Genomic DNA, 14738 nt, shown 5'->3' with positions numbered 1-14738 from the left:
GCCCGGTTACATTCCGAACCCGGAAGCTAAGCCTTACAGCGCCGATGGTACTGCAGGGGGGACCCTGTGGGAGAGTAGGACACCGCCGAACAAATTTTGAAAGGGTTGGATCTGGAACTTCGGTTCCGGGTCCAACCCTTTTTTGGTTTGCGTAACGTGTCGTTCACGTTCCGCGCCGAGCATCCCAGCATGGGTACTGCTGCAATGCTCAGGGCCGCCGGTGTCGGAGTCGGCGACGAGGTCATCGTGCCGGCCTTCGGGAACGTCGAAGTCGCCCAGGCCGTGACACTGGCCGGTGCGCTTCCGGTGTTCGCCGACATAGATCCGCTGACCTACTGCCTCGACGTGACGGCGGTGGAGGCGGCCGTAACTGCCCGTTCCGCAGCGGTCGTTGTCGTGCACCGGTTTGGACGGTGGGCCGACATCAGGCGGTTGCGTGAGCTGGGGCAGCAGCACGGGCTGCTGGTGCTGGAGCAGGGCGAGTCCGAGGCTCCGTACGACGAGATCGCGCAGCGCCGGCAGCGGGCCTCCTATCTCGACGCGAAGCTGCGCGGCGTGCGGACGCCGGACGGCGGCGACGGGCACACCTACCAGCAGTACGTCGTGCGGGTGCCGGGGAACGGCCGGCCCGATCGGGACGCCTTCGCTCGGGCCCTGCGGGGCAAGGGAGTTGACTGCCGGGTGCCGGTGAAGACGCCGGTGCACCGGCTGCCGGAATTCCGGCGCTGTGTCTCGCTGCCGGAGACCGAGGTGGCCGCGGACGAGACGCTGGCGCTGCCCGTGGACGCCGCGTTGACGAAGCGGGAGATGCAGCGGATCGTATCCGCCTGCAATGCCCTCGGCGGACTGCTTCAGCCCGCCTTCTGAACGAGTTTGGGAACTCAAGCCTGTTCGGGGTATGATCTATTCCGTTGCCGCGGGGGAAACCTCGAAAAGGCAACAGGCCCCTATAGCTCAGTCGGTAGAGCGTCTCCATGGTAAGGAGAAGGTCAACGGTTCGATTCCGTTTGGGGGCTCCAACAAGAAAAGCCCCGCCCTTTCGGGCGGGGCTTTTTTGTGCTTCCTTCCGGCCGTTCCCCCTCCGGTCCCCGCTCTCAGTCCTTCTGGAGACCGGGGACCCGCATCGCCAGGATCGCCATGTCGTCGGACGGGGCGTCCGACGCGAAGCGCTCCACCGCGCGCATGATGCGTGCGGCGACCGCGCCCGCTGTGAGGCCTGTACAGGTGGTCAGGACGTCCGCGAGGCCGTCGTCACCGAGCATGCGCGTGCCCTCCCGGCGTTCCGTCACGCCGTCCGTGACGCAGAGGAGGACGTCGCCCGGGTCGAGGGTGACCGTCTGCTCGTACAGTTCGAGGTCCTCGATGACACCGAGGAGCGGCTGGGGTTCGGCGGCGGCCTCGACCGTGCCGTCCTGACGCAGGCGCAACGGGAGCGGGTGGCCGGCGCAGACCACCTTCATCTCCGCGCTGCCGTCCTCCTGGGGACGCATCTCGCCGTACAGGAGGGTCAGGAAGCGGCTGCGGGCTCCCTCGTCCAGGATGGCCGAGTTGAGGCGCTCCAGGACCGCGGGACCACTGAGGCCCTCCCGGGCGAGCAGGCGCAGCGCGTGCCGGGCGAGGCCGGTCACCGCGGCCGCGTTGGGGCCCGTACCGCAGACGTCGCCGATGGCGAAGCCGTACGCGTTGTCGGCGATGGGGAAGACGTCGTAGAAGTCGCCGCCGACCTCGTTGCCCTCGCCGGCCGCGCGGTAGATGACCTCGACCTCCATGCCCTCGATGTGCGGGGTGCCCGGGGGCAGGAGGCTGCGCTGGAGGGCCTGGCTGATGGCCGTGCGCTCCGAGTACAGGCGGGCGTTGTCCAGGGCCAGGGCGGCCCGGCGGGAGAGGTCCTCGGCCAGTTCCAGGATCTCCTGGCGGAAGTGTTCGTCGGTGGGCTTGCCGAGGGTGAGCATGCCGATGACGCGGTTGCGGGCGACCAGGGGGAGGACGACGGTCTCGCCGCCCACCGCGGAGGCCGTGGCGAGCGTCGGGCCGATGCCGGAGGAGACCTGGCGGGTCGGGCCGCCGGTCAGGCCGAGGCTGCGCATGGAGCTGCGCAGGGCGGCCTGGTGGGCGTGTTCGCCGGGGGCGGTCCAGACGCGGGCGCCGGGCGTGGGTACCGGGTCCGGCGGGGGCACCTTGGCGAGCAACGACTTGATGCCGTCGATGAGTTCCTCGTCCTCGTGCAGGACGTACGACAGGTACGGGTCGGAGGCCTGGTCGGCGATGGTGTAGACGGCGCACCAGGTGGCGAGGGTCGGGACCGTCATCTGGGCCATCAGGGCGAGGGTCTGGTCGCGGTCCAGGGTGCCGGCGAGCAGGTCGGAGGCCTCGACGAGGAAGCTGAGCGAGCCGCGGCGCAGCCGTTCCAGCTCGCCGAGGCGGGCCGACTCGACGGCCAGGGCGATGCGGTCGGCGGCGAACTGGAGGCGCAGTGCCTCCTCGTTGGAGTATCTGCCCGCTGCTTCGGCCGCGACGCCCAGGGAGCCGGTGAGGCGGCCCTCGACCTTCAGCGGGACCGTGACGACCGAGCGCATGCCGGTGCCGGCCAGGAGGGGGACCGCGCCCGGAACGGCCGCCAGATCGTCGTGTACGGCCGGCATGCGGGCCGAGCCGTAGCGGCCGGGGCCGGCTTCCACGGGGACGCGTGCGAAGCGCTGGCGGGCGGACGGGAGGCCGGTCGAGGCGCGGACCTCCAACTCGGTCTCGTCGTCGGTGGCGAGGAGCAGGAACGCGGAGTCGCCGTCGAGCATGTCGCGGGCACGCTCGACCGTGCGCTGGAGCAGGCCGTCGAGGTCGTCCGGGGCCGGGGAGCCGATGAACACCTCGAAGGGGTCGCTGTTCTGGCCGTCGGAGGCGCCGCCGGCGTCGGAGGCGGGGACGCGCAACGGGGTCTGGAGGACGGCCCGTTCGTGGTCGCGTACGAGCAGGCAGACGGTGGAGGGCTCGCCGCCGGTGTCACGGACTCTCAGATGCGAGGCGTAGACGGAGGTCACGCGGCCGTCGGCGCCGCGGATGCCGTAGCTGCCCTCCCACCGGGAGAGCTGGAGTGCCTCGGCGATACCGGTGCCGGTGCCGGGGGTGTGCGGCCAGGCGGCGAGGTCGGTGAGCGGTTTGCCGGTGACTTCGGCGGCGGTGTGGCCGAAGATCTCCTCGGCGTCCTCGTTCCAGGCCGAGATGGAGCCCTTGCGGTCGATCTGGACGACCGCGACCCGGACCCGGCCGTCGGCGAGGGGCAGCAGGTCGGCGGGGAGGGACGGGCCGGCCGCGCGGGTGCCCACCGGGCGCTCGGGGAGATCGAGCTGGAACCAGACATTTTTGTGCGTGGACGTGTACTCGACACCCCAGCGGGCGGCGAGAGCCGCGCAGAGCTGGAGTCCGCGGCCGCCCTCGCGGTCGGGGCTGCCCATGTTGACGGCGGAGCCCTGGAGCGGGACCTCGCGTTCCGGGTAGCGGTCGGCGACCTCGATGCGCACCCCGTCGTCCGTGCGCAGGCACAGCACGTCGGCGTGGGTGCCGGCGTGCACCACGGCGTTGGTCACGAGCTCGCTGGTGAGGACCACCGCGTCGTCGACGACGTCGGCGAAGCCCCAGCCCTGGAGCGTGTCACGGACGAAGGCCCGGGCGGTCGCGACCGATCGCCCCACGGGCTCGAAGGTGGCGTCCGCGCGCGCGGTGATCACAGAACTCCTCGACCGGGTCTCGACATGCGGGCTTGCCTGGCCGGGCTGGTGCCGCTGGTGCGGCATGCGCTCGCCCGTGGGCCGTGGCTCCGGGTTGTGTCCCCCGGGGATCACTCCGGTGGTCATGGTCTGCGGCCGCCCCTCCGAATGCCCGCTCGTTCTCGTGCCACCGCCCAGGCCGGACGGACCGGTGCGGCTGGACAGCCGCATGCAAGGTTACTTACCTTCGCCGTCCGAGCGGATGCCGGTCGCCAGTGTTTACGCCCCCAGGGTGTGCGGACGATGTGCGAAGCTGCCGAACTGTTATGGCCTGGTTCGGCGAGGGTGAAACACTGGGCAAGCTTGTGATGAAGGTCCGGTCAGCCCGAATGCGTTGTGTGTGCGGCGGGCACCAGCCCTTGGTGTGGCCGGATCTCGTCTGGCAGAAATACGCAGCAGTAACCGGTACGCCGGAGTAAGCGGTACGCCGAGTATGGCGGTGTCCGAGCACAGCAGTAACGGTCGACCCCTGCGGGAGGGACACAGTGGAGTCTGGCGCAGCGGCGCGGGGCACTAAGGCGCGCGCGAAGGGCGGACCATCCCTGAGCAGGCAGCGGGGCGGTGACGGGACCACCGTGGTGGACACGGCTTCCCTGAACCGGTTGCTGGTGGCGCTCTTGGCGATGCGGGACGGCAACTTCCGCAAGCGGCTCACGGTGTCCGGGGACGGCGTGATGTCGGAGATCGCGGCGGTCTTCAACGAGGTGGCCGACCGCAATCTCCACCTCACGGGTGAGCTGTCCCGGGTACGGCGTGTCGTGGGACGTGAGGGAAAGCTCACGGAGCGGCTGGAGACGGGTGCCTGCGAGGGCTCCTGGGCGGCTGCCATCGACAACTCCAACGCCCTCGTAGACGACCTGGTGCGGCCGGTCTCCGAGGTGGGCCGGGTGCTGACGGCGGTGGCCGAGGGCGATCTGTCGCCGCGCATGGAGTTGCGGTCGCCGTCGGCTGACGGGGCCGGGCATCCGCTGCGCGGTGAGTTCCTGAAGGTCGGCCGGACCGTCAACAACCTGGTCGACCAGTTGTCGACGTTCACCGACGAGGTCACGCGCGTGGCCAGCGAGGTGGGCACCGAGGGCAAGCTGGGCGGTCAGGCCCGGGTGCGCGGTATGTCCGGTTCGTGGCGGGACTTGACGGACTCGGTGAACACGATGGCGTACCGGTTGACGGCCCAGGTGCGGGACATCGCGCTGGTGACGACGGCGGTCGCCAAGGGTGACCTGTCGCGGAAGGTCACGGTCCAGGTCGCCGGCGAGATGCTGGAGCTGAAGGAAACCGTCAACACGATGGTGGACCAGCTGTCGGCGTTCTCCTCCGAGGTGACCCGGGTCGCCCGCGAGGTGGGCACGGACGGCATCCTGGGCGGCCAGGCGAACGTGCCCGGTGTGGCCGGTACGTGGAAGGAACTCACCGACTCCGTCAACACCATGGCCGGCAACCTGACGGCCCAGGTGCGCGGGATCTCGGAGGTGACCACCGCGGTCGCCAACGGTGACCTGTCGCGCAAGGTCACCGTTCCGGCGCGCGGCGAGGTCGCGCAGCTCGCCGAGACGATCAACCAGATGACCGAGACGCTGCGGATCTTCGCGGACGAGGTCACGCGCGTGGCCAACGAGGTCGGCGGCGAGGGGCGGCTCGGCGGGCAGGCGAACGTGCCGGGCGCGGCGGGCACCTGGAAGGACCTGACGGACTCCGTCAACACGGTCTTCCGGAACCTGACCACCCAGGTGCGCGACATCGCCGCCGTGACGACGGCCGTGGCCAACGGTGATCTGTCGCAGAAGGTCACGGTCGACGTGGCCGGCGAGATGCTGGAGTTGAAGAACACCGTCAACGGCATGGTTGATCAACTGTCGTCGTTCGGTGCCGAGGTCACCCGCGTGGCCCGGGAGATCGGGGTCGAGGGTGAGCTTGGCGGTCAGGCGCAGGTGCCCGGAGCCGCCGGTACCTGGAAGGACTTGACCGACTCCGTCAACACCGCGTTCCGCAACCTCACCGGCCAGGTCCGCAACATCGCCCAGGTGACGACGGCGGTGGCCAACGGTGATCTGTCGCAGAAGGTCACGGTCGACGTCTCCGGCGAGATGCTGAAGCTGAAGAACACCGTGAACACGATGGTCGACCAGCTCTCCAGCTTCGCCGACCAGGTGACGCGGATGGCCAGGGACGTGGGCACCGAGGGCCGGCTGGGCGGCCAGGCGCGCGTGGACGGCGTCTCGGGCACCTGGAAGGAGCTGACGGACTCCGTCAACTTCATGGCCGGCAACCTGACCTCCCAGGTGCGGCAGATCGCCCAGGTGACGACGGCGGTGGCGCGGGGCGACCTGTCCCAGAAGATCGACGTCGACGCCCGTGGCGAGATCCTCGAACTGAAGAACACGATCAACACGATGGTTGATCAACTGTCCGCCTTCGCCGACCAGGTCACCAAGGTGGCCCGGGAGGTGGGTACGGAAGGACGGCTGGGCGGTCAGGCGCAGGTGCCCGGTGTGGCCGGGGTGTGGCGGGACCTGACGGATTCCGTGAACGGCATGGCCGGCAACCTGACGGCCCAGGTCCGCAACATCGCCCAGGTGGCCACCGCGGTGGCCCGCGGTGACCTCTCCCAGAAGATCACCGTGGACGCGCGCGGTGAGATCCAGGAGCTGAAGAACACCCTGAACACGATGGTCGACCAGCTGTCGTCGTTCGCCCAGGAGGTCACGCGCGTGGCGCGCGAGGTGGGCACCGAGGGGATCCTCGGCGGCCAGGCCGAGGTGCAGGGGGTCGCGGGCACCTGGAAGGACCTCACCCAGTCCGTGAACTTCATGGCGAACAACCTGACCATCCAGGTGCGCAACATCGCCGAGGTCACGACCGCGGTCGCCAAGGGCGACCTGTCGAAGAAGATCACTGTTGACGCGAAGGGCGAGATTCTTGAGCTCGTCACGACGGTCAACACCATGGTTGATCAACTGTCGAGTTTCGCGGAGCAGGTGACCCGGGTGGCCCGTGAGGTGGGCACCGAGGGCATCCTGGGCGGTCAGGCGCACGTTCCGGGTATCACGGGTATCTGGAAGGACCTCAGCAACAACGTGAACCTGATGGCCAACAACCTGACCACGCAGGTGCGGAACATCTCCCAGGTCTCGGCGGCGGTCGCCAACGGCGACCTGACCCGGCAGGTCACCATCGAGGCGAGCGGCGAGGTGGCCCAGCTCGCGGACACCATCAACCAGATGGTGAAGACGCTGAGTTCGTTCGCCGACCAGGTCACCAAGGTGGCGCGCGAGGTGGGCACGGACGGCATCCTGGGCGGTCAGGCGCACGTACCGGGTGTGGCGGGTACGTGGAAGGACCTCACCGAGTCGGTGAACCAGATGGCGTCCAACCTGACCGGCCAGGTGCGCAACATCGCGATGGTCACCACGGCCATCGCGAAGGGTGACCTGACCAAGAAGATCGACATTGACGCGCGCGGTGAGATCCTCGAACTCAAGACGACGATCAACACGATGGTTGATCAGCTGTCCAGTTTCGCCGAGGAGGTCACCCGGGTCGCCCGCGAGGTGGGCACCGAGGGGGCGCTCGGCGGGCAGGCACGCGTGCGGGACGTCGACGGCACCTGGCGGGACCTCACCGAGTCCGTGAACGAGATGGCCGGGAACCTGACCCGGCAGGTGCGTGCCATCGCGCGCGTGGCGACCGCGGTGACCCGCGGCGACCTGAACCTGAAGATCGACGTGGACGCGTCCGGCGAGATCCAGGAACTCCAGGACTACATCAACAAGATGATCGCCAACCTGCGCGACACCACGGTGGCCAACCAGGAGCAGGACTGGCTCAAGGGCAACCTGGCCCGGATCTCCGCGCTGATGCAGGGCCGCCGCGACCTGGTGGACGTGGCCTCCCTGATCATGAGCGAGCTGACGCCGGTGGTGACCGCGCAGCACGGCGCGTTCTTCCTGGCGATGCCGCTGGTCGACGGCAAGGACACGAACGCCGAGAACGAGGACGCGTACGAACTGCGCATGCTCGGGTCGTACGGCTACTCGATGGGCTCCATGCCGACGTCGTTCCGGCCCGGTGAGGCGCTGATCGGGACGGCCGCCCAGGAGAAGCGCACGATCCTGGTGGAGAAGGCGCCCACGGGCTACCTGAAGATCTCCTCCGGGCTCGGCGAGGCCCCGCCGGCGCAGGTGATCGTGCTTCCGGTGCTGTTCGAGGGCAAGGTGCTCGGTGTGATCGAGCTGGCGTCCTTCACGCCGTTCACGCAGATCCAGAAGGACTTCCTCAACCAGATCGCCGAGATGATCGCGACCAGCGTCAACACCATCTCCGTCAACACCAAGACCGAGGTGCTGCTGAAGCAGTCGCAGGAGCTGACCGAGCAGCTCCAGGAACGGTCGGCCGAGCTGGAGAACCGGCAGAAGGCCCTCCAGGCGTCCAACGCCGAACTGGAGGAGAAGGCCGAGCTGCTGGCCCAGCAGAACCGGGACATCGAGGTGAAGAACACCGAGATCGAGGAGGCCCGGCAGGTCCTGGAGGAGCGTGCCGAGCAACTGGCCGTCTCCATGCGCTACAAGAGCGAGTTCCTCGCCAACATGTCGCACGAGCTGCGCACCCCGCTCAACTCGCTGCTGATCCTGGCCAAGCTGCTCGCCGACAACGCCGAGGGCAACCTCTCGCCGAAGCAGGTGGAGTTCGCCGAGACCATCCACGGCGCCGGATCCGACCTGCTCCAGCTGATCAACGACATCCTGGACCTGTCGAAGGTCGAGGCGGGCAAGATGGACGTCTCCCCGACGCGTATCGCGCTCGTCCAGCTCGTGGACTACGTGGAGGCCACCTTCCGGCCGCTGACCGCGGAGAAGGGCCTCGACCTGTCGGTGCGGGTCTCGCCGGAGCTGCCCGCCACCCTGCACACCGACGAACAGCGGCTCCTCCAGGTGCTGCGCAACCTGCTCTCCAACGCGGTGAAGTTCACCGACTCCGGCTCGGTGGAGCTGGTGATCCGGCCGGCGAGCGGCGACGTCCCGGTGGGCATCAGGGAACAGCTCCTGGAGGCCGGTTCACTGACCGATCCGGACGCGCCGCTCATCGCGTTCTCGGTGACCGACACCGGCATCGGGATCGCGGCCAGCAAGATGCGGGTGATCTTCGAGGCGTTCAAGCAGGCCGACGGCACGACCAGCCGCAAGTACGGCGGTACGGGCCTCGGGCTGTCGATCTCGCGAGAGATCGCGCAACTGCTCGGCGGTGAGATCCACGCGCAGAGCGAGCCGGGCCGCGGCTCCACGTTCACCCTCTACCTGCCGCTGCACCCCAGCGAGCTGCCGCCGCAGGGCTACCAGCAGTCCGTGCCCCAGTTGGAGGCCGGGGATCTGGTCGCCTCGCAGCACTACGCCCTGGAGATGTCCGGAGTGGAGATCGAGACGCCGGCCGAGGTGAAGTCGTACCAGGAGACCCAGAACGGCGCCGCGGCGCTCTTCCGGCGCCGCCGCCGGGGGGCTCCGCTGGCCGAGGCGTGGCCGGTGCTCGCCGAGCAGGAGGCGACGTCCCCGCAGCCGCGCCGGGGCATGCGGTTCGGCGGGGAGAAGGTGCTGATCGTCGACGACGACATCCGTAACGTCTTCGCGCTCACCAGCGTCCTGGAGCAGCACGGCCTGTCGGTGCTGTACGCCGAGAACGGCCGGGAGGGCATCGAGGTCCTGGAACAGCACGACGACGTCGCCGTCGTCCTGATGGACATCATGATGCCCGAGATGGACGGCTATGCGACGACCAACGCGATCCGCCGGATGCCGCAGTTCGCCGGGCTGCCGATCATCGCGCTCACCGCGAAGGCGATGAAGGGCGACCGGGAGAAGGCCATCGAGTCGGGCGCCTCGGACTACGTCACCAAGCCGGTCGACCCCGATCACCTTCTGGCGGTGATGGAGCAGTGGATGCGCGAGGAGTGACCGGAACGGTCGGGTGTGATGTGAACGTTACGGGAACGTTCCGTGTGCACGGGGAGTTGCTGACTCAGGGTGGCGGAACCCGTGTAGAAGTGCGGGATTGGGGGAACCTTCTGGTCCCCGGCTGCGTTTCTGCTACGTGCACAGTGACATCGCGGTGACAGGGTGTGGCGACAGGCGGGGTGCGGCTACCATGACCGGCACAAGGACGGGCGGCGAAAGGGAGTCGTCCCCTGGGGCGGCGCCCGGTGCACATCCGGGGCGAGGAGGGCGGGCCATGGTGCAGAAGGCCAAGATCCTCCTGGTCGATGACCGGCCGGAGAATCTGCTGGCGCTGGAGGCCATCCTCTCTGCGCTCGATCAGACACTGGTGCGGGCATCGTCCGGGGAGGAAGCGCTCAAGGCACTGCTCACGGACGACTTCGCGGTGATTCTGCTGGACGTCCAGATGCCGGGCATGGACGGTTTCGAGACCGCGGCGCACATCAAGCGGCGGGAGCGGACCCGGGACATCCCGATCATCTTCCTCACGGCCATCAACCACGGCCCGCATCACACCTTCCGGGGCTATGCCGCGGGCGCGGTGGACTACATCTCCAAGCCGTTCGACCCGTGGGTGCTGCGCGCCAAGGTCTCGGTCTTCGTCGAGCTGTACATGAAGAACTGCCAGCTGCGCGAGCAGGCGGCGCTGCTGCGGCTCCAGTTGGAGGGCGGCGGCAAGGGCGCGGTCGCCGGCAAGGAGTCCGCGGGGCTGCTCGCCGAGCTGTCCGCCCGGCTCGCGGCCGTCGAGGAGCAGGCCGAGGCGCTGTCCAAGCAGCTGGACGACGAGTCCGCGGACGCGGCGGCGGTGGCCACGGCGGCCCACCTGGAACGCAAACTCACCGGCCTGCGCCGGGCGCTCGACGCCCTCGAACCGGGCACGGGCGGCGCCGCACCGTCGCTCCCGTCGCAGAACTGACCGCGACCGCGGACGCAGTTGCCCATGAGCGTGCGTCAGTTCTGCGCCCTGCGAAGGGCGACACGAACGGGTGAAGCTGTGGGCACACGTGTCCCCTGTCGCATCCCCCGGTAACCTCACACCCATGGCCTCACGTCCCTCGGCAGCCAAGAAGCAGCCCGCGAAGAAGGCCGCTGCCTCGAAGGCTCCGGTGAAGAAGGCCGCCGCGAAGAAAGCCCCGGCCAAGAAGGCGCCCGCCAAGAGGACCGCGGCGAAGAAGTCCGCGCCGGCACCCAAGCCGGCGCCCAGCCCCACCGGGGGCGTGTACCGCCTGGTGCGCGCCCTCTGGCTCGGCGTCGCGCACGCCGTCGGGGCCGTCTTCCGCGGCATAGGACAGGGAGCCAAGAACCTGGACCCGGCCCACCGCAAGGACGGCATCGCCCTGCTCCTGCTCGGCATCGCCCTGATCGTCGCCGCCGGCACCTGGGCCGACCTGCGCGGTCCGGTCGGCGACCTGGTCGAGATCCTCGTCACCGGCGCCTTCGGCCGTCTCGACCTGCTGGTGCCGATACTGCTCGCGATGATCGCCGTGCGGTTCATGCGCCATCCCGAGCAGGAGGACGCCAACGGGCGGATCGTGATCGGCCTGTCGGCGCTGGTCATCGGCGTGCTCGGCCAGGTCCACATCGCCTGCGGCTCGCCCGCCCGCAGCAACGGCATGCAGGGCATAAGGGACGCCGGCGGCCTCATCGGCTGGGCGGCGGCGACCCCGCTGACGTACACCATGACCGAGGTCCTCGCCGTACCCCTGCTGGCGCTGCTCACGATCTTCGGGCTGCTCGTCGTCACCGCGACCCCGGTGAACGCCATCCCGCAGCGGCTGCGGGCGCTCGGTGCGCGCCTCGGGCTGCTGCACGACCCCGAACCCGACGACGATTACCCGGAGTACGGCGAGGACGACGAGCGCTACGACGACCAGTGGCGCCAGGCGCTGCCCGCGCGCCCCCGCAGGCGCTCCGGCGCCCCCCAGGAGTACGACCCCGACAGCGCCGAGCAGGAGGCCCTCGCCAAGCGCCGGGGCCGCCCGCGGCGCTCCGCCGTGCCGCAGCCCGAGCTGGGCCGCCAGATGGACGCCGTGGACGTCGCGGCGGCGGCCGCCGCCGCGCTCGACGGCGCGGTCCTGCACGGCATGCCGCCCTCGCCGCTCGTCGCCGACCTCACCCAGGGCGTCAGCGTCGGCGACCGCGAGGACACCACCCCGACACCCGTGCCGGCACCGAGCCCGAGTCCGGTCCCGGCCGCGCGTCCCAAGCAGGAGAAGCTCAAGGTCGAGTCCGTCGTCGCGGACCTGACCAAACCGGCGCCCGAGGAGCCCCGCGACCTGCCCCCGCGCGCCGAGCAGCTCCAGCTCTCCGGCGACATCACCTACTCGCTGCCGTCGCTCGACCTCCTCACCCGTGGCGGCCCCGGCAAGGCGCGCAGCGAGGCCAACGACCGGGTGGTCGCCTCGCTCACCAACGTCTTCTCCGAGTTCAAGGTGGACGCGGCCGTCACCGGTTTCACCCGCGGGCCGACGGTCACCCGTTACGAGGTCGAGCTCGGCCCCGCCGTGAAGGTCGAGCGGATCACCGCCCTCACCAAGAACATCGCGTACGCCGTCGCCAGCCCGGACGTGCGGATCATCAGCCCGATCCCCGGCAAGTCCGCGGTCGGCATCGAGATCCCCAACACCGACCGCGAGATGGTCAACCTCGGAGACGTGCTGCGGCTCGCCGAGTCCGCCGAGGACGACGACCCGATGCTGGTCGCTTTCGGCAAGGACGTCGAGGGCGGCTACGTCATGCACTCGCTGGCGAAGATGCCGCACATGCTCGTCGCCGGCGCCACCGGCTCCGGCAAGTCGTCCTGCATCAACTGCCTGATCACCTCGGTCATGATGCGGGCGACCCCGGAGGACGTGCGGATGGTCCTCGTCGACCCCAAGCGCGTCGAGCTGACCGCGTACGAGGGCATCCCGCACCTGATCACGCCGATCATCACCAACCCGAAGCGGGCCGCCGAGGCGCTCCAGTGGGTGGTGCGCGAGATGGACCTGCGCTACGACGACCTGGCCGCCTTCGGCTACCGGCACATCGACGACTTCAACAAGGCCGTCCGCGAGGGCAAGCTCAAGACGCCCGAGGGCAGTGAGCGCGAGCTCCAGGCGTACCCGTACCTGCTGGTGATCGTCGACGAGCTCGCCGACCTGATGATGGTCGCCCCGCGTGACGTCGAGGACTCGATCGTGCGCATCACGCAGCTCGCGCGGGCGGCCGGCATCCACCTGGTGCTCGCCACCCAGCGCCCGTCGGTCGACGTGGTCACCGGTCTCATCAAGGCGAACGTGCCCTCCCGGCTCGCCTTCGCCACCTCCTCGCTCGCCGACAGCCGCGTCATCCTCGACCAGCCCGGCGCCGAGAAACTCATCGGCAAGGGCGACGGGCTCTTCCTGCCGATGGGGGCGAACAAGCCGACCCGTATGCAGGGCGCGTTCGTCACCGAGGAGGAGGTCGCGGTGATCGTCCAGCACTGCAAGGACCAGATGACGCCGGTCTTCCGGGACGACGTCGTCGTGGGCACCAAGCAGAAGAAGGAGATCGACGAGGACATCGGCGACGACCTCGACCTGCTCTGCCAGGCCGCTGAGCTGGTCGTCTCCACCCAGTTCGGCTCCACGTCCATGCTCCAGCGCAAGCTGCGCGTCGGCTTCGCCAAGGCCGGCCGGCTCATGGACCTCATGGAGTCGCGCGGTGTGGTCGGGCCGAGCGAGGGGTCCAAGGCGCGCGACGTTCTGGTAAAACCTGATGAGCTGGACGGGGTGCTTGCTGTGATCCGTGGGGAGTCCGAGGGGTAGACCTGAGGGGTAGACCTGTCTGAGGGCTGCGGGTGCCTGCGGGCCGGGTGGAGTCGTCACCGTGATCCACCCGTTAGGGACCGTCGGGCAACCGTTTCCCTTTGACGTACGTCAAGTTGAGCGAGAGGAAAGGTGTGTACCCCATTCTGGGGCGCGCACCTGACCCGTCATCGGGATGTCCGGCCATACCGATGGCGTACAAAGTCGTACCGCCCGGTTGCCTCACCCTTTCGCACCCCCCATAGACTGAACCTCCAGCACAGGTGGCTACACGCTCGAAAGGCGCCCCCGTGTCCATCGGCAGCAACTCCCCTGAAGACGAGCGTCCGTTCTCAGACGTGTCCGAGGAAAACCGCCCCTCCGTAGGCCGAGCCCTCAAGCAGGCCCGCATCGCCGCCGGGCTGACCGTCGACGACATCAGCGGGAGCACCCGGGTCCGTATCGCCATCGTGCACGCCATCGAGGCCGACGACTTCGCCCCCTGCGGCGGCGACGTCTACGCCCGCGGGCACATCCGGACCCTGGCGAAGGCCGTCGGCCTCGACCCCGAGCCACTGCTCGCGCAGTTCGCGGCGGAGCACGGTGGTGGGCGGCCCGCGCCGACGCCCGCCGCGCCGCTGTTCGAGGCGGAACGTATCCGCCCCGAGCGGCGCGGACCCAACTGGACGGCGGCGATGGTCGCCGCGATCGTCGTCGTGATCGGTTTCGTCGGCTTCACCGCCTTCAAGGGCGGCGACGGCGACGACGCCAAGCAGTCGGTCGCCGAGGGCCCCGCCCCGACGACCAGCAAGCCGGTCTCGCCGACCCCGAAGGAAAGCAAGCCCGACAAGACCCCCGAGCCCTCCGACAGCGCGATCGCCGCCGCGCCCCAGGACAAGGTCACCGTCCAGGTCAGCGCGATCAACGGACGCAGCTGGATCTCGGCCAAGGACCACAACGGCCGGATGCTCTTCGACGGGCTTCTGAAGAAGGGCGAGTCCAAGACCTTCCAGGACAGCTCCAAGATCAACCTGATCCTCGGTGACGCCGGAGCCATCCAGCTCTACGTCAACGGCAAGAAGATCGAGGACCAGTTCCGGCCCGGCGCGGTGGAGCGTCTGACGTACACCAAGGGTGACCCGGAAGTCGGATAATCGTTCGGATCATGCACGTACACAAGGGGTTGGCCATGATCGGCCAGCCCCTTCGACGTGGGCTGTCGGTGAGAC

6 protein-coding genes, 1 tRNA gene and 1 rRNA gene are annotated in these 14738 nt (G+C 69.2%); 7 read left to right on the top strand and 1 reads right to left on the bottom strand.

Features of this window, described 5'->3' with window-relative positions:
* The 3 genes from rrf to ABT137_RS36900 all read left to right on the top strand — a co-directional run.
* A 5S ribosomal RNA gene (gene rrf / locus ABT137_RS36910) occupies nucleotides 1–91 on the top strand; the annotation flags it as partial.
* A 113-nt stretch (nucleotides 92–204) separates the two neighbouring features.
* Nucleotides 205–867: a DegT/DnrJ/EryC1/StrS family aminotransferase gene (locus tag ABT137_RS36905; RefSeq protein ID WP_351715585.1), complete on the top strand. Its 663-nt coding sequence runs from the start codon at nucleotides 205–207 to the stop codon at nucleotides 865–867.
* Between the two features lie 76 nt (nucleotides 868–943).
* A tRNA-Thr gene (locus ABT137_RS36900) sits at nucleotides 944–1019 on the top strand.
* A 75-nt stretch (nucleotides 1020–1094) separates the two neighbouring features.
* Here the strand turns inward: ABT137_RS36900 and ABT137_RS36895 are convergent.
* Complete coding sequence (locus tag ABT137_RS36895; RefSeq protein WP_351715577.1) at nucleotides 1095–3848, bottom strand: SpoIIE family protein phosphatase; 2754 nt, start codon at nucleotides 3846–3848, stop codon at nucleotides 1095–1097.
* A gap of 398 nt (nucleotides 3849–4246) precedes the next feature.
* Between ABT137_RS36895 and ABT137_RS36890 the strand changes: the two genes are divergently transcribed.
* The 4 genes from ABT137_RS36890 (at nucleotide 4247) to ABT137_RS36875 (ending at nucleotide 14663) form a co-directional block, all read left to right on the top strand.
* The gene (locus tag ABT137_RS36890; protein WP_351715575.1) at nucleotides 4247–9703 is read left to right on the top strand and encodes a HAMP domain-containing protein; all 5457 of its coding nucleotides are present in this window, start codon (nucleotides 4247–4249) and stop codon (nucleotides 9701–9703) included.
* 274 nt (nucleotides 9704–9977) lie between these two features.
* A complete protein-coding gene (locus tag ABT137_RS36885) occupies nucleotides 9978–10658 on the top strand; it encodes a response regulator (protein ID WP_351715573.1) in 681 nt (226 codons plus the stop codon).
* Between the two features lie 124 nt (nucleotides 10659–10782).
* A complete protein-coding gene (locus ABT137_RS36880) occupies nucleotides 10783–13530 on the top strand; it encodes a DNA translocase FtsK (RefSeq protein ID WP_351715571.1) in 2748 nt (915 codons plus the stop codon).
* A 290-nt stretch (nucleotides 13531–13820) separates the two neighbouring features.
* Complete coding sequence (locus ABT137_RS36875; protein WP_351715569.1) at nucleotides 13821–14663, top strand: helix-turn-helix domain-containing protein; 843 nt, start codon at nucleotides 13821–13823, stop codon at nucleotides 14661–14663.
* Nucleotides 14664–14738 lie beyond the last annotated feature (75 nt).

Source organism: Streptomyces sp. NPDC001980 (assembly GCF_040296885.1).
Taxonomy (GTDB): Bacteria; Actinomycetota; Actinomycetes; order Streptomycetales; family Streptomycetaceae; genus Streptomyces.
The sequence above is the reverse complement of the archived record's forward strand: the minus strand, read 5'-3'. Positions and strand labels throughout refer to the sequence as shown.